Source organism: Caballeronia glebae (genome assembly GCF_001545035.1).
Classification (GTDB): Bacteria; Pseudomonadota; Gammaproteobacteria; order Burkholderiales; family Burkholderiaceae; genus Caballeronia; species Caballeronia glebae.
Window position 1 is genome coordinate 1 of sequence record NZ_FCOJ02000091.1, and the last position, 19,390, is coordinate 19,390.

Below are 19,390 nucleotides of genomic sequence, written 5' to 3' on the forward strand. Positions count from 1 at the left end.
GAGTTGATGCCGTTGTTCTGGAAGATGCTCGCGCCGCCGACGATGGCGCCCATTTCTTCACGGCCGAGTTCTTTGCTGACTGCGAGGTTATCGATCTTCAACATGATGGTTCTCCGAATGCGTGGATGGTTTTGATGAGATTGGTGATCAGAGCACGACGCCGCCAAGCAGGCTGCCGACCGACGAGAGCGACTTGGTGATGTTCTTCACGTCGACGTCGGTGTGTTGCGATGCATCGACTTGCGTGACGGGCGCGACGTTGGTTTGCGGGCTGGCGAACGAGAAGCCGCCGTTGTAGTTGGAGTTGATGCCGTTGTTCTGGAAGATGCTCGCGCCGCCGACGATGGCGCCCATTTCTTCACGGCCGAGTTCTTTGCTGACTGCGAGGTTATCGATCTTCAACATGATGTAGCTCCTGGATCTTGGTGGTTGGATGAGCACCAATCGTTGCGCTCGCAGCTACATATGCGAGGGCTATGCCAGGTGAGGCTAGAAGTTCTGTTCGGTTAAAACAAGTTATTGATAAGAAAGGAAGTTATGGATCGACTGGCGATGTACACGTCGAAAGCGACCTCAATACGCGAGGCCAAAGTGTTGGCCGCATAAAGGCAGATCGAAGAGGCTTGTTGGTATCGAGCGAACAGCGTCGCGATGGAGGCATTCGATCTTCGATACGGAGCCGCGCGTGCGCTTGCGGGCCGCGTCCCGTATCGAAGACGAAGAGAGGAAGATCGACTCAGACTTGCGGAGAAACACCGAGCGGTGCAACAGGTTCCATGACCGGCGCGCTGTCCGGCTTCAGGTCCTTGATGAATGTGTCGGCGAGCGCGATCACGCTGGCCAGCGCGCGCGTGTCGTAGAGCGCGTGATCGACATCGCTGCACACGGCGGCCCTGACGCGCGTCGTTCGCGACAGCTTCTTGCCGTGCCTGCCGAAATGCGCGTTGAGCTGGTCGAGCCCTTCGTCACCCGCGCCGTACACGAGCAGCGTGCGCACGCCCTTGCGTTCGAGCGTGTGAACGATACTGTGCGGATCGGTGAGCGCACTGTGGTTGGCATGCACGGCTTTCTTGCAGGTCACACCGGGCATCCGCGATTTCAGCCGCGCCGCCGCATTCGACACGAAGGCCTTGACGATCGGCTTGAGCCCGCGCTTGCCGCTCAACACCAGCCACCACTTCTGCGGCTTTAAGATCGCCGGTCCGAGACGCGCCATCGTGTTGCGCCTTTGCGCCCTGAGCTCTTGCAGCGTCAGATGTTCGGGGATATAAAAGCGCTGCAGATTCACAGGGATGACGGCCCCGATAGCCGGCTCGACAAGCGACGCGCGCAACGCGCTATACGCGCCCGAGCAGATGCCGAACACGACGACGTTGTCGTAGCCTTTGCGCTTGAGCCATGCGGCCGCGGTCGCGACATCTTCGATCGTGGTCTCCGCATGGATCGACGCCACCGTCTCCAGCGGTCCATCCGGCGAACGCGCGGGACTATCGCCGATGCCGCGCGCGTCGAAGCGTAACGACGCGATACCGCGTTGCGCCATTTCCCGCGCGATGCGCACGGACAGACGGCTGTCGCCTTGATGCACGCTGCCCGCCGTATTCGTGATGACGATCACCGGTCCGCCCGGCAGTCCGTCGCGCGGCTCGCACAAGATGCCGAAAAGTCCGGCCGCGCCGAAGATCACCGGCCGCTCGATCGCCTCCGGCGTTTCGATGATCGCATCGTCGCTCATGCTCGGCCGCGCCGCCTTTCTCGTGCGGCCCGGTTTGAGATCGCCGGCCATGCCCTCGGCGATCCATTGCGCAGTGCGCTTGAGCGTCTTCTCGGGCAAGACGGACGATGCAGTCTCCTGCATGAAATCGAAGTAGTCGTCGAAGGCTTCCGCCTGCACGTCTGCGCCTCGCTCGCGCAATGCGCTGCACAGCGACTGGCTCGCGCCGGGCCGCAGATCGGCCACGAACACGCGCCGGGGCACGGCGCTCTGATGGCGCATGGACTTGCCGAGATCGAGCCCGCTCAAGCGGCTGCGGAACGCTTCGCTATAAACCTGTCCGAGCACGTGATAGGGCGAATCGATCTGCGCGGCTCTCACGACGACGGGAAGATTCTCGACCCACGTCTGTCGCAGCGCGGTGAGCTCGCGCAGATAGTGGCGTCCGTTCGACACGGGCGCGAGCAGCGCGAGCGAATCCACCAGCGGATGATGCGACGCCAGCGCCGCCAATGTGCCGCCCAGACGCAAGCCGCACAATGTTATCTTCGTCACGCCCGTCTCGTGCCGCAAACGATCGACCGCCGCGCCGATATCCGCGATGAATTGATCGAGCCGATCGCTTTCGTGATCGATGCCGACCGAGTCGCCGGTTGCGAGATAGTCGAAGCGCAGGACTGGAATGTCGCGTTGGGAAAGCTCTTCGGCCAGATAGCGCATGGCCTTGTGTCCCCACGCCTCCTCATGTCCGAAGGGATTGCACAGCACGACGCCGTGGGTTCCCTGACCGACGTGCAGCCACCCGAAGCGGCCTCCGAAGACGATAGGCGTCATGCGTCGACTCCTCGCTCGGAATTACCGAAGCGCACGCGCGCGTTTCGGTAAGAAGCGATGCTGGCAACGCGATGAATCTTTCGGCCGCTCGATGTTTTATTTAGCTCGCGCATTTTGTTGAGTTTCTCATTGCACGTTTTGCAGGATTTAACCTCCTTTCGATTCTTCTCTTCGGTGCGCTGGGCAACAAAATGATGTTTGGACTCGCGCATCGGGTAAACCGCCATGCGAGTACGGCAAATGTTCTGGAGATGATCGAACAAGCGGAGGTCTAGTCCACGATGCAATGTTGGCTATCGCACATTGCGGAACACGCGCGAACACGGTTTCTTATCCCGCAACCGATGATAAGTACTTCTACGTTCGTCGCGTGCACGAATGAAGCGGTTCACGAGATCGATCTTATTTCCGTGTCGATAAGGGGGGGCTTATTGACTATTCGGCGACATCGACTAGATTTTCCGACGTGGCCGCGCTCATCTCAACGCTTCGAAAAGGACACGATCATGTGCACTCACCTGAAACCGGGACGTCCGCATTCCATCTACTGCATTCTGCCGCCGCATATGCTGGAGCACATCGCGAAGCATGGCGATGCGAAGGAGCGTGAGATCGCGATCGACACGTTATCGAAAGATCACACGATGCGGCATTTTCGTGCGGTGCAGGGCGCGCTCGCACCCCGGGCCGCGGCGCCGATGCCCACGGCCGCCGCGCCCTCCGCGCACAGAACGATCTACTCGGCCAATCAAACCGAGACGTTGCCGGGCACGGTCGTTCGCACCGAGGGCGCGAAGCCCGTGAAAGACGTTGCCGCCAACGAAGCCTACGACGGACTCGGCGCGACCTTCGAGTTCTATCTGGAGGTGTTTCACCGCAATTCGATCGACGATGCGGGCATGCCGCTCACCGGCACGGTTCATTTCGGAAGCGACTATGACAACGCTTTCTGGAACTCGCAGCAGATGGTTTTCGGCGATGGCGACGGCGAGCTATTCAATCGGTTCACCATTGCGCTCGATGTCATCGGTCATGAGTTGACGCATGGCGTGACGGAGCATACCGCCGGCCTGAACTACATGGCGCAGGCGGGCGCGTTGAACGAGTCGCTGTCGGATGTGTTCGGCTCGCTCATCAAGCAATACGCGCACAAGGAGACGGCGGCCAAGGCGGACTGGCTCATCGGCGAAGGATTGCTCGCGAAGGGCGTGAAAGGCGTCGCGCTTCGCTCGATGAAGAATCCGGGCACCGCCTACGACGATCCGAGGCTCGGCAAGGACCCGCAGCCGGCCGACATGAGCAAGTACGTTCGCACGACACAGGACAACGGCGGCGTGCATATCAATTCGGGCATTCCGAACCGGGCGTTTTGCGTGACCGCTCTCGAAATCGGCGGACATGCCTGGGAGAAGGCGGGGCGAATCTGGTACGAGACGCTGACCGACTCGCAACTCAAGCCGACCGCTACCTTCAAGACATTCGCGAAGCTGACGCTTGCCACCGCGAGCAAGTTATATGGCGCGAGCAGCGCCGAGGCGTCGGCGGTCAAGAAGGGATGGAACGAAGTCGGTGTATTGTGATCGTGCGCGGGTCCGCATCCTCGTCGGACTCCTCGCTGGCGCGGCGCTGGTTTGCGCGAGCCGCGCTTCGCATCAATTGCCGCGGGAGCCTTCAATGCATGCGGAGCTGACGATCGACGGCGGCTTCGGCGCCTTTCCAGCACTCGCCCGGCCGATCGTTCTCGACGAGCAGGATCTTTCAACCGAAGACGGGGCCGCATTCGCTCGCCTCGTCGTCGCGGCGCGTGCCGAGGCGAGCGCGGCGAGTCCGCGCGCCTCGAAGCCTGTTCCGGATGGCCGCACCTATCGGATCGCGGTAGATGGCGACGATACGCTTCGCCTTCAGGCCGCCGATCCCTCCATTCCCCCTGCCTTTGCCGCCTTGATGGATTTCGTCAAGCGGCACGGACATCGCTAACTGCGCGCTAATTCAGTATCTTTACGATGCACGGTTATCCGGTTTTGCATGCCGGATTTTCGACTGCGAACGCGCGACACAAGCCAGCGTGAATAATTCTCCGCTAACTCGGTACTACTAAGATGTGCTCGTAGCTTTCCGATTTCCAATCATCCAATCATGGAGTGTCTTATGAAGCCCGCCAAAGTTATGCTTGCTCTGATCTGCATTTGCGCCGCCGGTGCAGCGAGCGCGAAGGAAGCGAAAGTCGCCCCCGCCACGATGACGTGCGCGGATTACGTGCAGGTCGACGAGGCGTATAAGCCGGCGCTCGTCTAATGGGTCGCCGGCGTCGACAAGCTCGGCGTGAAGGGCACCGAGACCACGGTGATCGATACGGCTCAGCCGGTTGCCGCAATAGTTTCGGAGGCGTGCATGAAAGATCCGGGCGCGAAGTTCAGAACCAAAGTCCACTCAATGGTGAAGGCAAATCAAATCGCGCTCTTCGATCACCATTGAGGGCGCATAACCGGCCTTGAGACGAGGCCGTCATTCATCAGACGTATGCCTGTGTGATTTGATCATACAAGGCATGCGTTTCCGTTTGCGCGATCAGTGGGGCGCGGTATGATGGCCAAACATTACAGAATGTAATGTTTGTGTTGAACGAATCGCTCACCCTTTTGTCTGCTAATACGCAACGCGAAGTCTTCGGACGTATCTAGATAACTGATTGACCCGAGTGGGCGCTTTTCTCGCGCTCTTTTTATGACTGACCTACTAAAACCATAAAGGAGCCTCCATGACAACTCCCGTGTTCGAGTCCGTGCGTCTGGACGATGTATTGCTGGAGCCAGATCCAATCGACCCGTCATGGATACTGGAAGGCAATCCTGTCGCCCGGAGCGGCAGATGGTCGCAAAGTCTCGACACCACGACATCCTCGTGGGTCTGGGACTGCACCGCCGGACGTTTCAACTGGTACTTCGAACAAGACGAAACCATCTACGTAATCGAAGGCGAAGTTATTATCGCCGCCGAAGGTCAGGAGCCGCGCACGCTTCGCGCCGGACACGCCGCGTTGTTTTACGCGGGCACGCGCTCCCAATGGCACGTCCCCAAGTATGTGCGCAAGCATGCCATTCTTCGTCCGCACATCACCAAGCCGGTATTGTTCGCTCTCAAGGTGAGCCGCAAGTTGCAGGGCAAGCCGAGCGGCTATTTGCCTCGCACATCGCCGTGATTGCGGTGACGTCGTGGGGATCGTCCGATCCGAACGCGCCGAAGGATAACTATGCCTCCCAATCCCGCCATAACTCGCAGTATGCGAATGGAAGTTATGGCATTTACGGTGCAGGCAATATCGCGTCCCTTCTGCACACGCTATGCGGCAGTCGCGCGCCTGGCGGCGGGACATATGCATCGCAAGGGTATTGCAACTGAGCGTCGCGACGACTCGCCGGTTCGAGCGAGCCGGCGAGTCTCGTAACAGCACGCGGTTCGAATCAATGAAGAATTACCGTATCCCGATCCTTGACCTATGTTTCTAGGAAACTAATATCCGTTTCCATGGAAATATAAGCGAGATTCGACTTGTGACTGACGAACCTCTGGAGCGGCATCTCGGATATTGGATGAGGCTCGTATCGACGAAGTGTCGAGCGCGTTTGCGCGCGCCCTGGCGGAGCAGCAGGTTTCCGTGGCGGAATGGGTGGCGTTGAACCATATCGCGCATCGCGCCAACGCAACGAGCTCGGTAATGGCCGCTTCGATGAATATGACGCGCGGCGCCGTTTCCAAAATTCTCGACAAGCTGGAATCGAAGGGTCTCGTCAAGCGGGTCACAAGCACGAACGACAGCCGAGTGCAAATCCTCTCGCTCACGCGCGAAGCGCGTCGCTTGCTACCGAAACTGAGAGCAATCGCCGACGGTAATGACGATCATTTCTTTTCCGTGCTCGACGATGCGGAGCGGGACACACTTCGCGCGCTGCTGCAAAAACTCGCGCACCTCCATAAGATTCGCGACATCCCAGTTGAATAACCGCAATGAAACGGAGAGGTGATGAGTCAGGCGATCGATAACCTCGTCGCAGCCCAGCAACGCGCGATACAGGGCAAACCGGCTGCCGGGGGATTTCCTTACCTCGCTGAAGTGCTTCGGCAAGCCGGCGTGAAAAGCAACGTCTGGATGCTACCGTCATGCCAGAGCCTCTACTTGACGACCCTTGGGCCGGTGATTCAGCAGGGCGCGCCGCTTGCACAAGGCACGTTCGACGTAGTCGCATTCGATCGCGATGCACTGACCAAGGCATTGCGCACGGATCAGGCCGGAGCCAGCACGTTCTCCGAGTTCCTCCAGAGTGCATGGGCCGCCGGAGTAGTCCGCTACGAGGTCGATCTGGTTCGCAGATGGGTAACGTATTTCGGCTGTCAGGGCGAGGAGTACATCGAATACTATCCGGAAGTGACCGTATAAGATGCAAGCGCTCCATCGCCCCTGATGCCATCTGCCGCCAATCCGCCCAAGAGAACCCGACACGTCCATTCCGGCATGCACGATCTGCGGGTGATGCGAATCGGCTTCCTGCTTATCGAGAACTTTTCGTTGATCGCGCTCGGCACGGCGGTCGATCCGCTTCGCATCGCCAACATGCTCGTTGAGCGCACGGTCTACGAGTACACGCTGATCGGCGCGAATGGCGATACGGTGCGTTCCAGCGACGGCATTCGCGTGATTCCCGATGTCGCGATGTCGGAGTCCGGTGACTTCGATGCAGTGTTCGTCGTTGGACCGAATCCGATTCCGCGCAAGGGCATCGGTGCGATCATGGACTGGCTGCGCTTGCAGGCGCGTCGGGGCAGCGCCCTCGGCGGACTCGATACCGGCAGCTATTTTCTGGCTCGCGCAGGCCTGCTCAATGGTTATCGCTGCACGATTCACTGGGAGGATCAGGACACGCTTCTGGAGCAGTTTCCGAAGCTCACCGTGTCGAATCGGCTCTATGAAGTGGACCGTGACCGGTACACGTGCAGCGGCGGTGTCGCGCCGCTCGACCTGATGGTGCATTTGCTCGCGCTTGCGCCGGGCAGCCCCGCACTCGCGGCGCGCGTGCTCGAATTACTTGTAGCCGAGCGCCGCGGTCACGAAGAGCGGCAGGTGACGTCGCTCAGGCAATACATCGGCGATGCGCACGCGAAGCTCGACGAAGCGTTGCAAGTCATGGAAAGCAATATCGAAGAGACGCTCGGCATAGCGGAGATCGCGGCATTCCTGAAAGTCTCGCAACGTCAGCTCGAACGTTGGTTTCAGGAGCGCCTCGACAAGACCCCCGCGCAGGCTTATCTGGAAATACGCCTGCTGCGCGCGCGCCAATTGCTTTATCGAACCGCGCGCACGCTGGAGGAAGTATGCGCACGCACGGGCTTCACATCGCTCACTCATTTCTCGACGCGCTATAAGGCGCAGTTCGGCATCTCGCCGATAGCAGATCGCCGGCGCTATCAAAAGGCCCTTTGAAGGGCACCTGCACGCTCCGCTCGTGTTAACCCTCGATGTCGAAAACGGGAATTTTGACGTCGAATCGGGAAATCTTCGAAACTGCCAGGCTCCTACCATTCACTCACACCGATGGTCTTTCACCAGGAGCTGAGTGCATGAAAATGGAGAACCTCATCCGCATCGAGAACGGCGAGAAAGCGAAGCACACGTTCTCGGACGCCGAATATGCGAATCGTCACGGCAAGCTGCGCGAACTGATGGCGCGTGAAAGCATCGATGCCGTGTTATTCACGTCGTATCACAACATCAACTACTACGCGGACTTTCTGTATTGCTCGTTCGGACGCAAATACGGGCTCGTCGTCACTTCGCAGAAGGTTGTGTCGATCTCAGCGAATATCGACGGCGGTCAGCCGTGGCGGCGCACCGTCGGCGACTATAACGTCGTCTATACCGACTGGCAGCGCGATAACTTTTTCCGCGCGGTACAGGGCGAAATCGAAAACAGGGGACGCGTGGGCGTCGAGTTCGATCATCTTCCGGTCGAGATGTTATCGAAGCTGAAGGCCGCGCTGCCATCCGTCGAATTCGTCGATATAGGCGTGCCGACGATGCGCTTGCGCATGATCAAATCAACCGAGGAAATCGAGGTCATCAAGCACGGCGCGAACGTGTGCGACGCGGGCGGCGCGGCTCTGGCAAGGGCCGTGGGCGAAGGCGTGCCGGAGCACGAAGTTGCGCTCGCCTCGACGCAGGCGATGGTGCGCGAAATCGCTCGCCGCTTTCCGGATTCGGAGCTCATGGATACTTGGACGTGGTTTCAGTCCGGCATCAACACCGACGGCGCGCATAACCCTGTCACGACACGCAAGGTGCAAAAGGGCGACATCCTGAGCCTCAATTGCTTTTCGATGATCGCGGGTTATTACACGGCGCTGGAACGCACGATGTTTTTCGATCATTGCTCGGACGCGCATCTGCGCCTGTGGAAGATCAATGTGGAAGTGCACGAGGCAGGTCTTGAACTCATCAAGCCGGGCGCGCGCTGTTGCGATATCGCGAGCGAGCTCAACAAGATCTACGCCGAATACGGCGTCCTTCAATACCGGACCTTCGGCTATGGTCATTCGTTCGGCGTGCTCTCGCATTACTACGGGCGCGAGGCCGGCCTCGAATTGCGAGAGGACATCGATACGGTGCTCGAACCGGGCATGGTCGTCTCAATGGAACCGATGATCATGTTGCCACAAGGATTGCCGGGCGCGGGCGGTTATCGAGAGCACGACATTCTCGTCGTCGGCGAGAAGGGCGCCACCAATATCACGGGCTTTCCTTACGGACCCGACCACAACATCATCGCGGCCTGAACCTGCAATGTTCGTACCGGCGACGGCGTCGTCGCCGGGGCGCGTGCAGCGATCGCATCATCATGTCCGGAGACAGTCGATGAATACGGAAAGAGCGGTAACGGCGCAGGTCGCGATGCCTCGGGCGTCGCACGAGCGAAACACGCAAGTCGACCCGAAGCTATTGAAGCGCGCCGCTTGCGCGAGCTTCATCGGCAATTTCGTCGAATGGTTCGACTACGCATCTTATGGCTATCTGGCGACGATCATTGCTATCGTCTTCTTCCCGAAGACCGACGCCGCTACCGGTTTGCTCGCGACGTACGGCGTATTTGCAATCTCGTTCGTCGTGCGGCCGATCGGCGGCATCGTGTGGGGTCATGTGGGCGACAGGATAGGCCGGCGGACATCACTGTCGCTATCGATTCTTATCATGTCGTGCGCGACTTTCCTCATCGCGCTGCTTCCGACCTATGCGCAAGTCGGCATGCTTGCGCCCGTTCTGCTACTTCTCGTGCGCGTGGTGCAGGGCTTCTCCGCTTCGGGCGAGTATGCCGGCGCGGCCGCGTTCCTCGCTGAATACGCACCGGACAGGCGGCGCGGGATCTATACGAGCATCGTGCCCGCGAGCACGGCGGCGGGCCTGCTATTCGGTTCGATTCTCGTCGTGCTTATGCATGCCGTGCTCACGAGCGAGGAGTTGCAGTCCTTCGGCTGGCGTCTGCCTTTTCTCCTGGCCGCGCCGTTCGGACTGATCGGGCGATATATCCGCGTGAAGCTCGAGGACACGCCGCGTTTCAAGGCAATGGAACAGGGCCATCATGCCGCGCAAGCACCGATGGCTGAATTGTTATCGAAGCATCGCGGACGGATGCTGATTGCATTCGGCGTGACGTGTCTGAATGCGGTGGCTTTTTACCTTGTGCTGAGCTATATGCCGACCTATCTCTCCACGGAGATGGGCATGAGCGAGACTTCCGCGTTCATTGCGGCGACCATTTCGCTCACGGCGTACATCGGCCTGATCTTCGTGATGGGCGCGATATCTGACCGCGTGGGACGAAAGTCGATGCTTATCGGCGCGTCGATTCTGTTCGCCGTGTTGACGGTGCCGCTGTTCAGGGGATTGGCGGGCGCCAGCTTCGCAATGATCGTCGTGATTCAGGTTGCATTCGGCGCGCTGCTCACCATGAACGACGGCACGCTGCCTTGCTTTCTCTCGGAGATCTTCCCGACTCGCGTGCGCTATAGCGGGTTCGCGTTCTGTTTCAATACGGCGAATGCGCTCTTTGGCGGCACGGCGCCGCTTGTCGCGACGTGGCTCATCGGCGCGACAGGCAGCAAGCTCGCGCCGGCATGGTATCTGGTTGGAGCGGCCGGTGTGGCGCTCGTTGCGATGCTTGCAAGTCGTGAGACTTCGCGCGGGCCCTTGGCGGATTAGCAATAGCTTGCTCTTCATAACATATGATTTGAGTCAGTCACGAGATAGCTTTTATTTTTATTGAATAAGTCATCTTGCCGATTCAGATATGGTTTCGGTAGGGACATTCACCGATAGGCGGGCGCGAATATGCGCCCGCTTTTTATTTCAGTTGTCGAAAGAAATGCGCGTGCCGAAGCATTCATCTTGCTGGCGTTATCTTGTCGAACGCTTCGGGGAAATAGCTTTTATTCAGATCATAGAGGGAACGTGCGTGTAGATAGCAAACGATTGCGCCAGCCATTGATGCGCGCACGTTGCGCGACCGAATGAAATCCTGCGGGAAATGCCGCATTTGCGCGATGAATTCGACCATTGTCGAGCTCAACTATTGAGACTCGTCCATCGCATTCTTCAGTCCTGATTATGCGGCTAGTCTATACGAACGTCCGTAATCATTCGTTCATCGAAAACGATCGCGAAGTTTTTTCATATGGATAACTATTTTGATTGATGCTCGACGCAATTTTTTCTTGCCTGTAACCTGCCCCTGTGAGAATGCCTGGTGACTCGCAAGTTATACGACGCATAACCGTCGATAACCTCGTCAGTAACGAATAACACTAACGTACGAATTGGAGGCTCCGCGATGTCAACCTCATCCGACGTCCTCGAAGCTATGCCCGCCGCTGGCGATTGCGCATATGGCATGCATGATTCGACGGTGATCAAGCATATCGGCATTGTTTTATACGACGGTTTCTCTTTGCTCGCGGCAGGTACGCTGGCTGAAGCATTGCATGTGGCGAATGAGCTGCAATCTGAAGCAGCAGACCATTCGCTGACGTATCGCGTGAATCTCGTATCGGCTCGCGGGGGCACGGTCTCGTGTTCCTCTTCGATGTCCGTCTGGACGGAACAGCTTGCCGGAGGAAAATTCGATAGCCTCGATAACCTTTTTGTCGCTGGCGGCAGCGGGGTGGCGCGCGCGTCCTCGGATGACAATCTTATCGAACTCCTGAGACACGTAAGTGGGAAGAGCATCACGATCACCGCCATGGGTAATGCGCACATGCTGCTATCGGCGGCCGGAGTCGGGCCGCGCGACTGGCCTTCGATGACGCAGGACATCCGCCTCGAGTCGACGGCAGAGACCGTGTCCAAGCACGAGCGCGATCAGGCCTTGATGACGTCGCTCGCTTTCGTCAAGAAGGACTTGGGCGCCGATCTGGCCATGCGTGTGGCGGACCGTCTCGATTCGGGCGGAGGCTTGTCGCTCGCGACCGCGTTCGAGGAGATGTACGACACGACGCTCGCGGAGAAAGCGCGCGCGGCGGCGCACTGGCTCGTGCTGAACTGCGCAAAGCCGATATCCGTGGTCGATGCGGCGCGCATGTCCTCGATGAGCGAGCGAAACTTCCTGCGTTTGTTCAAGCGCGAGATCGGCGTTACGCCTTCGAAGTACCTGCTTCGGGCGCGACTCGATCTCACGTGCAAGCTGCTCGAAAGTAGCGATCTTCCGGTCGACAAGATCGCGCGCCGAACGGGACTTAGCAATGGAGAAAGGCTTTCCAAGCTATTTCGTAAGGAATTCTCGATGTCTCCCACCGAATTTCGCGCACGAAGCCGGGAAAAGCGCTGAAGACGGGGCGGCTAGGTCGTCGGTGCCTCGTCGCCGACGCCGCGCTTGGCCTTCACCGAGCTTCGCAGACGCGCCTCGAATTGCAGAAGGATCGACTCCTTCGCAAGATTCGATGCCGCATATTGCCGGCCGAGCGCACCAAGACGCTCGCGAAGCGAGCGGTCGTTGGCGAGACGAAGAATGGCGTGAGTCAACGCAGTTGGGGATTCGGGTTCGACCGCGAGGCCGACCGAATTCACGACATCCCAAAGTTCCGTACCTTCATTTGCCGTGGCGATCACCGGACGATTGCTGGACAACATGGCGCCGAGTTTCGATGGCATGACGAGATCGGCGGCATCGGCGCGTTGTGGCAGAACATGCATGTCTGCCAGCGCGAGCAATTCATGAAAGCGCTCTTTGGGTTGCAGATCGAGAAATTTGACGTTCGGTAAGCCGCGGGCTTTGTCGAGCAAGAAAGTTCTTGCGGGTCCGGCCCCGCAGATCACGAACATGATGTCCTCGCGCCAGGAAAGAAGCTTTGCGGCGTCCGCGATAACTTCCAGACCTTGCTTGAGTCCGAGATTGCCCGAGTAGAGCACGACCTGTACTCCACGACCGAGAGCGAGTTGCGAGCGATACGAGTTATCCGTGCTGTCCGAATGTGCGTGCTGCATGTCGACCCAGTTGGGAAACGTGAACGCCTTCTCGCAAAGCACGCCTTTTTGCACTGCGAGTCGCGTCATCGCGGCCGAGGGTGTGGAGACCACGTCGGCCCGCGACATCAGCCATTTTTCGGCAGATGACGCGAGTTTCCTGGCCGCTCGACCCTTCAGGATTCCAAGGCGGAAAGCGGCGTCGATCTCGTAGTCCTGCACGTGGAGCCAGAACGATGCACTCGCGATGCGAGCCGCCACGAGCGCCATGGGCGACGCGAATAATGGCGGCTCGACGAGCCAGACGGCTTGAGGACGCCATGCGATTTGCAATACGGCGGCGGGAATGGCGAAGAACGCGAAGCTCATAAGATGCAATATGCGCTTCAGACCCGAAGGGCGCTTCGGGCACCAGAAGGGCACGCGGATCACCGAGACATTGTTGAGCTGCTCCGTCGCGTATGTGCGCGAGTTATAGCCGGCCTGAACACGCCACTCCGGATAATACGGAGACGCGGTGATCACGCGTACTGTGTGTCCGCGCAATGCAAGCCATTCCGCGAGTTCCGCGGAATACTTTCCAACCCCGGTAACTTCGGGGGCGTAGTTGAGCGAGATCATCAGCACTTTCATCGAGCCACCCATGTAGTTGGAACTGAAAAGTCGAGTGCACGTCGGCTGCGCTGACTTTCAATCGAAGCGCTTGCGAATGAAGCGGCATGGGTTTCCGCCGTATACGCCTTCGGGATCGAGCGAACGATGTACGACGGAAAGCGGCGTCACCACCGCTGAACGGCCGATGGTCACGCCCATCTGCACGACGCAGTTCGCCGTGATCCACACGCCGTCTTCTATGATGATCGGCGCGACGCGCAGGTTCATCGTCGTGCTCATGGCATGCGAGCCGGCCGTGAGGAAAGTGCCTTGCGAGATGCATACGTGCGACCCGACGCGAATGAGCGCCTGGTTGTAGATCCACACATCGGCGCCGAACCACGAGTGATCGCCCACTTCGAGATTCCAGGGTGCTTTCACGCGAAGCTGTTGCAAGAAGCGACAACCGACCCCTATCTTCGCGCCGAAGAGACGCAATAGCGCAACCCGCACGCCCGAGAACGGCATGAGCTTGTTATTGATGATGGAGGCTTCGACGACGAACCATAACGCTTCGACGAGCGTCGAACGGATCCTCTCGTAGTTATCTTTTCCGGCGCGGCTCAGGTCGATGACGCCACTGGAAGGGTGATCGCCCTCGATGTCGTGGACGAGGGTTTCCGAGTTCGACACTGGCTTGTCGGTGAAGAGTTCTGACGCCATTTCGAAGCTCCCCTCGGGGTCGTTGGACAAGAAAGGTCATCGGCGTTGCAGATGGGTCGATTCATCGCTCGCCAATCGGGGACATCTTTGGAGCGGTCTGCCAGCACATACGGCGCGCGCGGAACGCCTCCAATGCGGTTCGGAGTACCGATAGACGCCGTTCGTCCGTCAGAGACTCGATGCGCTGTTTTCCTCGCTCGACCAATAACATTTTCAGATCGGGATCGACGATGAGCTTCCGAAGTGCATCGGCCATACTGCCCGGGTTTAAAAGATCGATAAGAAGACCTGCGTCGCCGATCTGGTCGCGCAAGTTTTTCAGATCGGAATACAGCACCGGCACACGAAGTTGAAACGCCTCATAGGGCGGCAGGTTCGTGGGACCGAAATAAGTGGGCATCACCAATGCAATGGCTTGGCGATAAAGGCAAGTTACCTCGCAATCGGATACGAAGCCGGCGAAGCGGATTCTGTCGGTCAGACCGAGGTCGGCCGCTACGGAGCGCACGTGAGCCAGGTTGCCGAAGTCGCGCCCCGAGAATACGGCGCCAACCCTGATTCCGAAGCGATCCTCCAGACTGCGCAATCCTCGCAACAGGTAGACGTGGTTCTTATGCGGCCAGAACTGAGCGGGATAGTAAACGTAGTCGCAATCGAGGCCATACTTCTCTTTGATGTCGATGAAGCGGTCCGGACGATTGAGCTCGTGCTCGGGTAGCTGCGTTCCGATCGCGGGAGAGAAGGGAATCACATGAACTCTTTCCCGATCTACCGCATACCGTCGGACCACGTTATCGCGACCCGCTTCGGAATCGACCACGACGCCGGTCGCCTTCTTCAGCGCCAGTTGATAGATCTGCTCGCGGCGCTCGAACTCGCCGCCGGAGCGCACTTCGGGAAAGTCCACTTCGTCCCGATGCGCCAGGTCCCAGACCGTAAAGAGATAGCTGAACTGTGCTGTCACCAGGGCTAGATAAGACGGACCGGTGAAATAGACGAGGTCCGCACCCATTCCTCGTAAAGATCTATCGATCCAGTTGAAGTACACGTGCTTCTTGAGCAGCGGGGGCGGATTCAACAGGCGCCACATGACGTGGAAACGGGCGAGCAGTTTCTGCCAACGGTGAACGGGAAGATAGCGGGCATCGATGCCGCTGAGACGCAGTTCTTCGATTGCGGACCTACGCGTCGTGACGAAGGTCACGGTGCACAGTTCGGGTGGCAGACGCTTCGCTAAGAGCGCTGCGTTTGTCGCCTGCTGAAATCCTCCGCCGACCGAATTGTCCGTTTCGAGAAAGACGACCATCCGGACCGGCCGGACGTGAGAGTTGATGGCGACAAGATCGTCACTCGCCACATGTTCGCGATGTTCGACGGGGCGGTGGGCAAATCGGGGAACTGCCAGATCACTTTCGTAGGTCGTGCTCGAAGCGGCGCTCTTGGACAACATATCTTGAGTTCCCCGCAAAAGGATGCACATGTCGCGCTCATAGCGACGCGACTCTTTTCGGATCATCGATCGCTGACTGGTCTAACGATAGCCCGCCGTATATGCGGCCAACTCGTTATGACGGATGTCGGCAAGACGTTGGCTGACCGATGGGTGACACGGCGCGGGACCGCGCTACGGGTCCCGCGCGTGGATTGACGGCCAAAAGCTTGATGATTTCCGCCAATGGGCCTCGCCTGCCGGGACGGACGCTACGATGCCCTTCCGGGGGCATTTCATGAAGCTATCGAAAGGTATCGAGGAAATAGGCGCTCCTGCACGCGGCATGGCTCACTGGAGGACCTCTTTGAAAACGCTCCATATCATTCCGTCCATCGAGGCAAGGAGTGGCGGTCCGGCCGAGGCAATCAAGAAGCTCGCCGCAGAACTTCGACACTTCGGACATACCGTCGATATCGTCTGTCTCGATTCTTCGGCGCATGCTGACAAGTCCGATGACGCCGCGTTCGATCGTGTGGTCCGTCTTGGACACCACGCAGGAAAGTATTCGTTCAGCTTCCGCCTGGTTAGATGGCTGATTGAGCACGCCAAGCAATACGATGCGATCGTCGTCGATGGCATCTGGCAATTTCACAGCGCGGCAGCGGTGTTTTCGCTGCGTCCGCGAAAGATTCCTTATTTCGTGATGCCGCACGGCATGCTCGATCCATGGTTCAACACGGGCCATCCGCTGAAGTTCGCGAAAAAGCTTGTCTATTGGCTATTCGTCGAACGACACGTGCTGAGTAGCGCAAAAGGCGTTCTATTCACCACTGACAGCGAGCGCACGCTCGCGCGCAAAGCATTTCCGCTCTATCGCGTGAAGGAAAACACGATGACGATCGGCACCCTGCCGCCGCCTTCGATCGAAAAGACCGAGGTTCAGGCGTGGCGCGCTTCAGGGCAATCGGATGACAAGAAGCTCATGCTGTTTCTTGGGCGGCTTCATGAGAAGAAGGGCTGTGACCTGCTGATCCGCGCCTTTCACGATCTGCGGGACGCCGCGAAGGACTATCAACTTGTTATCGCGGGGCCGGATAACAATGGCCTTGCAGCGAAACTGCGCCGCGAGGCCGAACAGCTCGGGCTTGCCGGAAGAATCACCTGGATCGATATGGTCAGCGGCGCTGACAAGTGGTCGCTGTTGCGCGCCGCGGACGTCATGGTCTTACCTTCACACCAGGAAAACTTCGGCGTCGTGGTGGCGGAGGCGCTTGCGTGCGGGGTGCCAGTGCTTTTGACCGATAAGGTCGGGATCTGGCAGGAAGTCGTGGCCGATGGAGCCGGAGTCGCGGAGGTCGACACGCAAGAGGGAATTACCCGTTTGCTCTCGCGCTGGACGAGTTTGCCGGAACATGAAAAAGATGCGATGAGGGTGGCCGCGAAGCAGTGCTTCGACAATCGCTTTCACGTTTCCCGCGCGGCTAAGAACTATATATCGCTGATGAGTGACGGGACCGCCACATGATCGAGATCGAAAGCGTGCGCTCGTGCGCCCACGTTTCATATGCGTGACTTACTCGATGTTAAAGGGCGATTGCCGCGCAAGGCTATCGGGCGAGCGGGCACGCGAATCGGTCAACACCTTGCCAGATTCCGTCACGCGCCGAGGCACCGAGTAGCCAGGTCGCTATTCTTCAACCAGGGACGTATCGCGCGCTGGCCTCTGCTACGCGCTTCAACGTACGGTCTGCGTCGGACATTTTCCAGTCGGGATACATCATGAGGGTACTTTTGGCCGAGCAGGACACGATGGTTGAAGAAAGCGTCGATATCATCGCTCACGACGGCGTCACACTTGCTCTGATCATTCGGGCGTCCTTCTCGAAAGAAGGGGTCAATTTCTTTACGCCGAACGAATACTCCCAGCAACTCGCGCATATGACACATCCTGCAGGAACGAAGATCTGCGCTCACGTGCACAACATAATGGCGCGCGAAGTCACGTTGACGCAGGAAGTGCTGCTCATCAAGAAAGGCCGCGTTCGCGTGGATCTCTATGGTTCGAATCTGCACTATGTGACGAGCCGGACGCTCGGACCCGGCGACGTCATATTGCTATCCGCCGGCGGGCATGGCTTCGAAATACTCGAAGACGCCGCGTTCATCGAGGTAAAGCAAGGACCGTACATGGGCGACCACGACAAGGTTCGATTCGAACCGCGCTCGTGAGTCGCGGCATCGGGATCGTAGAAGCGCATTTCGCATGTGACAGTTGCATATGAGGAGAAGAAACGATGCCGAACAAGATCGCGTTGGTCACCGGGATAACCGGTCAGGATGGTTCCTATCTCGCTCAGTTCCTGCTGGACAAAGGATATGAGGTGCATGGCGTAAAACGCCGTTCGTCTCTGTTCAACACCGACCGGATCGACCATTTGTACGAAGACGATCATGTCGCCCAGCGACGGTTTCATTTGCACCACGGCGATCTAACGGATTCGTCGAGCATCTTGCGTATCATGCAACGCGTTCAACCGGACGAAATCTACAATCTGGCGGCGCAAAGTCACGTAGCGGTTTCGTTCGAGGAACCCGAGTACACAGCCAACGCGGACGGTCTCGGCGCCCTGCGAATTCTGGAAGCGATGCGCATCTTGGGCCTCGAAAAAAGTGCCCGCTTCTATCAGGCATCGACGTCCGAGTTATATGGGCTGGTGAGAGAAATTCCTCAGCGGGAAACCACACCGTTCTATCCGCGAAGCCCATATGCCGTGGCGAAACTGTACGCGTACTGGATTACGGTGAACTATCGCGAGGCCTACGGCATATACGCGTGCAACGGCATTCTGTTCAACCACGAATCGCCGGTTCGTGGAGAGACGTTCGTTACGCGGAAGATCACGCGAGCCATTGCTCGCATCGCGATCGGATCGCAGGACTGCTTGTATCTAGGCAATCTGGGAGCGATGCGCGATTGGGGACACGCGCGCGACTATGTTCAGATGCAGTGGCTCATGCTGCAACAGCCCGAGCCGGAAGACTTCGTGATTGCATCGGGCGTGCAGTACAGCGTGAGGGAATTCGTGCAACTGGCGGCGTCCGAGTTGGGCATCGTTCTGCGCTTCGAAGGCAGCGGCGTCGATGAGGTCGCGATCGTGGAGCGCGTCACCAGCAAGGAATGTCGGGTCGCGCCGGGCACCGTGATTGTCCGCGTCGATCCTCGATACTTCCGGCCGACCGAAGTCGAGACCTTGCTAGGCGATCCGTCGAACGCTCATGCGAAGCTCGGGTGGGCGCCGACCGTAACCTTTCCGGCACTCGTCAAAGAAATGGTGCTGTCCGACTATCAGATAGCAAAGCGCGATGCTTTGATAACACTGGCCGGATATCGCGCGCTGGAGCATCACGAATAGGAGCGCGCATTCGTATTCTTATCGGGTCCGCTGATATCGGCGTCAGAGGGCCTACTGGCGAAAAGTCGGCTTAGTTGCGGGCGAATCTGCGGATCGCGACTTAGAGGTGTTAACAGAATGACTTTTGCAGGTGTCGCCAGCATATGATGCAGCAAGCGATTTTCATGAAGGCTTCGTGG

General features: G+C 58.5%; 21 protein-coding genes. 14 read left to right on the top strand and 7 right to left on the bottom strand.

All coding sequences use genetic code 11. The features are described 5' to 3' along the window. Positions 1-147 precede the first annotated feature (147 nt). Both AWB82_RS34170 and AWB82_RS34175 read right to left on the bottom strand, forming a co-directional pair. Positions 148-405, bottom strand: a complete 258-nt coding sequence (locus AWB82_RS34170; protein ID WP_086973702.1) for a hypothetical protein — start codon at positions 403-405, stop codon at positions 148-150. A gap of 331 nt (positions 406-736) precedes the next feature. Further along, the gene (locus AWB82_RS34175; protein WP_086973703.1) at positions 737-2,548 is read right to left on the bottom strand and encodes a serine aminopeptidase domain-containing protein; all 1,812 of its coding nucleotides are present in this window, start codon (positions 2,546-2,548) and stop codon (positions 737-739) included. A 506-nt stretch (positions 2,549-3,054) separates the two neighbouring features. Here AWB82_RS34175 and AWB82_RS34180 point away from each other — a divergent pair. The 10 genes from AWB82_RS34180 to AWB82_RS34225 all read left to right on the top strand — a co-directional run bounded on the left by AWB82_RS34180 (position 3,055) and on the right by AWB82_RS34225 (position 10,793). Next, positions 3,055-4,128, top strand: coding sequence for a M4 family metallopeptidase (locus tag AWB82_RS34180; protein ID WP_086973704.1), 1,074 nt, complete (start codon positions 3,055-3,057; stop codon positions 4,126-4,128). A gap of 94 nt (positions 4,129-4,222) precedes the next feature. Continuing rightward, entirely contained in the window at positions 4,223-4,525 is a 303-nt protein-coding gene (locus AWB82_RS34185) for a protealysin inhibitor emfourin (protein ID WP_086973705.1), read from the top strand. 171 nt (positions 4,526-4,696) lie between these two features. After that, the gene (locus AWB82_RS38700) at positions 4,697-4,843 is read left to right on the top strand and encodes an HdeA/HdeB family chaperone (protein ID WP_235023556.1); all 147 of its coding nucleotides are present in this window, start codon (positions 4,697-4,699) and stop codon (positions 4,841-4,843) included. A gap of 27 nt (positions 4,844-4,870) precedes the next feature. Then, complete coding sequence (locus AWB82_RS38705; protein WP_235023557.1) at positions 4,871-5,023, top strand: hypothetical protein; 153 nt, start codon at positions 4,871-4,873, stop codon at positions 5,021-5,023. Between the two features lie 283 nt (positions 5,024-5,306). Next, a complete protein-coding gene (locus AWB82_RS34195) occupies positions 5,307-5,747 on the top strand; it encodes a cupin domain-containing protein (RefSeq protein WP_086973706.1) in 441 nt (146 codons plus the stop codon). Positions 5,748-6,215: 468 nt separating this feature from the next. After that, positions 6,216-6,548 (top strand): MarR family winged helix-turn-helix transcriptional regulator, encoded by a 333-nt coding sequence (locus AWB82_RS34205; protein WP_235023561.1) that lies wholly within the window; start codon positions 6,216-6,218, stop codon positions 6,546-6,548. A 21-nt stretch (positions 6,549-6,569) separates the two neighbouring features. Then, entirely contained in the window at positions 6,570-6,983 is a 414-nt protein-coding gene (locus AWB82_RS34210; RefSeq protein WP_086973707.1) for a DUF1398 family protein, read from the top strand. Positions 6,984-7,076: 93 nt separating this feature from the next. Then, the gene (locus AWB82_RS34215) at positions 7,077-8,024 is read left to right on the top strand and encodes a GlxA family transcriptional regulator (RefSeq protein ID WP_235023558.1); all 948 of its coding nucleotides are present in this window, start codon (positions 7,077-7,079) and stop codon (positions 8,022-8,024) included. Between the two features lie 137 nt (positions 8,025-8,161). Next, entirely contained in the window at positions 8,162-9,373 is a 1,212-nt protein-coding gene (locus tag AWB82_RS34220) for a M24 family metallopeptidase (RefSeq protein WP_086973709.1), read from the top strand. Positions 9,374-9,452: 79 nt separating this feature from the next. Beyond that, positions 9,453-10,793, top strand: coding sequence for an MFS transporter (locus AWB82_RS34225; protein ID WP_096031483.1), 1,341 nt, complete (start codon positions 9,453-9,455; stop codon positions 10,791-10,793). A 181-nt stretch (positions 10,794-10,974) separates the two neighbouring features. Here AWB82_RS34225 and AWB82_RS37815 read toward each other — a convergent pair whose 3' ends face one another. After that, positions 10,975-11,148: a hypothetical protein gene (locus AWB82_RS37815; protein ID WP_159462655.1), complete on the bottom strand. Its 174-nt coding sequence runs from the start codon at positions 11,146-11,148 to the stop codon at positions 10,975-10,977. 273 nt (positions 11,149-11,421) lie between these two features. Here AWB82_RS37815 and AWB82_RS34230 point away from each other — a divergent pair, with 273 nt between their 5' ends. Then, the gene (locus tag AWB82_RS34230) at positions 11,422-12,414 is read left to right on the top strand and encodes a GlxA family transcriptional regulator (protein ID WP_086973710.1); all 993 of its coding nucleotides are present in this window, start codon (positions 11,422-11,424) and stop codon (positions 12,412-12,414) included. Between the two features lie 11 nt (positions 12,415-12,425). On the opposite strand, the gene AWB82_RS34235 is transcribed toward AWB82_RS34230, so the two are convergent. From AWB82_RS34235 to AWB82_RS34245, 3 genes are all read right to left on the bottom strand, one after another. Further along, positions 12,426-13,682: a glycosyltransferase WbuB gene (locus AWB82_RS34235; RefSeq protein WP_086973711.1), complete on the bottom strand. Its 1,257-nt coding sequence runs from the start codon at positions 13,680-13,682 to the stop codon at positions 12,426-12,428. Positions 13,683-13,739: 57 nt separating this feature from the next. Next, entirely contained in the window at positions 13,740-14,366 is a 627-nt protein-coding gene (locus AWB82_RS34240) for an LbetaH domain-containing protein (protein ID WP_096031482.1), read from the bottom strand. 61 nt (positions 14,367-14,427) lie between these two features. Further along, complete coding sequence (locus AWB82_RS34245) at positions 14,428-15,816, bottom strand: glycosyltransferase family 4 protein (protein ID WP_086973717.1); 1,389 nt, start codon at positions 15,814-15,816, stop codon at positions 14,428-14,430. A 277-nt stretch (positions 15,817-16,093) separates the two neighbouring features. Between AWB82_RS34245 and AWB82_RS34250 the strand changes: the two genes are divergently transcribed. The 3 genes from AWB82_RS34250 (at position 16,094) to gmd (ending at position 19,211) form a co-directional block, all read left to right on the top strand. Next, positions 16,094-17,323, top strand: coding sequence for a glycosyltransferase (locus AWB82_RS34250; protein WP_235023559.1), 1,230 nt, complete (start codon positions 16,094-16,096; stop codon positions 17,321-17,323). A 254-nt stretch (positions 17,324-17,577) separates the two neighbouring features. Continuing rightward, entirely contained in the window at positions 17,578-18,027 is a 450-nt protein-coding gene (locus tag AWB82_RS34255) for a cupin domain-containing protein (RefSeq protein WP_086973713.1), read from the top strand. Positions 18,028-18,092: 65 nt separating this feature from the next. Continuing rightward, positions 18,093-19,211 (top strand): GDP-mannose 4,6-dehydratase, encoded by a 1,119-nt coding sequence (gene gmd, locus AWB82_RS34260; protein WP_086973714.1) that lies wholly within the window; start codon positions 18,093-18,095, stop codon positions 19,209-19,211. Here gmd and AWB82_RS38710 read toward each other — a convergent pair. Further along, a partial coding sequence (locus AWB82_RS38710) for a hypothetical protein (protein WP_235023560.1) occupies positions 19,202-19,390 on the bottom strand: 189 nt, incomplete at its 5' end. The genes gmd and AWB82_RS38710 overlap by 10 nt on opposite strands.

Coding starts and splice junctions, on each gene's coding strand:
- AWB82_RS34210 (WP_086973707.1), top strand. CDS start 6,570: ATGAGTCAGGCGATCGATAACCTCGTCGCAGCCCAGCAACGCGCGATA.
- AWB82_RS34240 (WP_096031482.1), bottom strand. CDS start 14,366: ATGGCGTCAGAACTCTTCACCGACAAGCCAGTGTCGAACTCGGAAACC.
- AWB82_RS34245 (WP_086973717.1), bottom strand. CDS start 15,816: ATGTTGTCCAAGAGCGCCGCTTCGAGCACGACCTACGAAAGTGATCTG.
- AWB82_RS34180 (WP_086973704.1), top strand. CDS start 3,055: ATGTGCACTCACCTGAAACCGGGACGTCCGCATTCCATCTACTGCATT.
- AWB82_RS34230 (WP_086973710.1), top strand. CDS start 11,422: ATGTCAACCTCATCCGACGTCCTCGAAGCTATGCCCGCCGCTGGCGAT.
- AWB82_RS34235 (WP_086973711.1), bottom strand. CDS start 13,682: ATGAAAGTGCTGATGATCTCGCTCAACTACGCCCCCGAAGTTACCGGG.
- AWB82_RS38700 (WP_235023556.1), top strand. CDS start 4,697: ATGAAGCCCGCCAAAGTTATGCTTGCTCTGATCTGCATTTGCGCCGCC.
- AWB82_RS34225 (WP_096031483.1), top strand. CDS start 9,453: ATGAATACGGAAAGAGCGGTAACGGCGCAGGTCGCGATGCCTCGGGCG.
- AWB82_RS34175 (WP_086973703.1), bottom strand. CDS start 2,548: ATGACGCCTATCGTCTTCGGAGGCCGCTTCGGGTGGCTGCACGTCGGT.
- AWB82_RS34255 (WP_086973713.1), top strand. CDS start 17,578: ATGAGGGTACTTTTGGCCGAGCAGGACACGATGGTTGAAGAAAGCGTC.
- AWB82_RS34215 (WP_235023558.1), top strand. CDS start 7,077: ATGCGAATCGGCTTCCTGCTTATCGAGAACTTTTCGTTGATCGCGCTC.
- AWB82_RS34185 (WP_086973705.1), top strand. CDS start 4,223: ATGCATGCGGAGCTGACGATCGACGGCGGCTTCGGCGCCTTTCCAGCA.
- gmd (WP_086973714.1), top strand. CDS start 18,093: ATGCCGAACAAGATCGCGTTGGTCACCGGGATAACCGGTCAGGATGGT.
- AWB82_RS37815 (WP_159462655.1), bottom strand. CDS start 11,148: ATGGTCGAATTCATCGCGCAAATGCGGCATTTCCCGCAGGATTTCATT.
- AWB82_RS34195 (WP_086973706.1), top strand. CDS start 5,307: ATGACAACTCCCGTGTTCGAGTCCGTGCGTCTGGACGATGTATTGCTG.
- AWB82_RS34170 (WP_086973702.1), bottom strand. CDS start 405: ATGTTGAAGATCGATAACCTCGCAGTCAGCAAAGAACTCGGCCGTGAA.
- AWB82_RS34220 (WP_086973709.1), top strand. CDS start 8,162: ATGAAAATGGAGAACCTCATCCGCATCGAGAACGGCGAGAAAGCGAAG.
- AWB82_RS34250 (WP_235023559.1), top strand. CDS start 16,094: ATGAAGCTATCGAAAGGTATCGAGGAAATAGGCGCTCCTGCACGCGGC.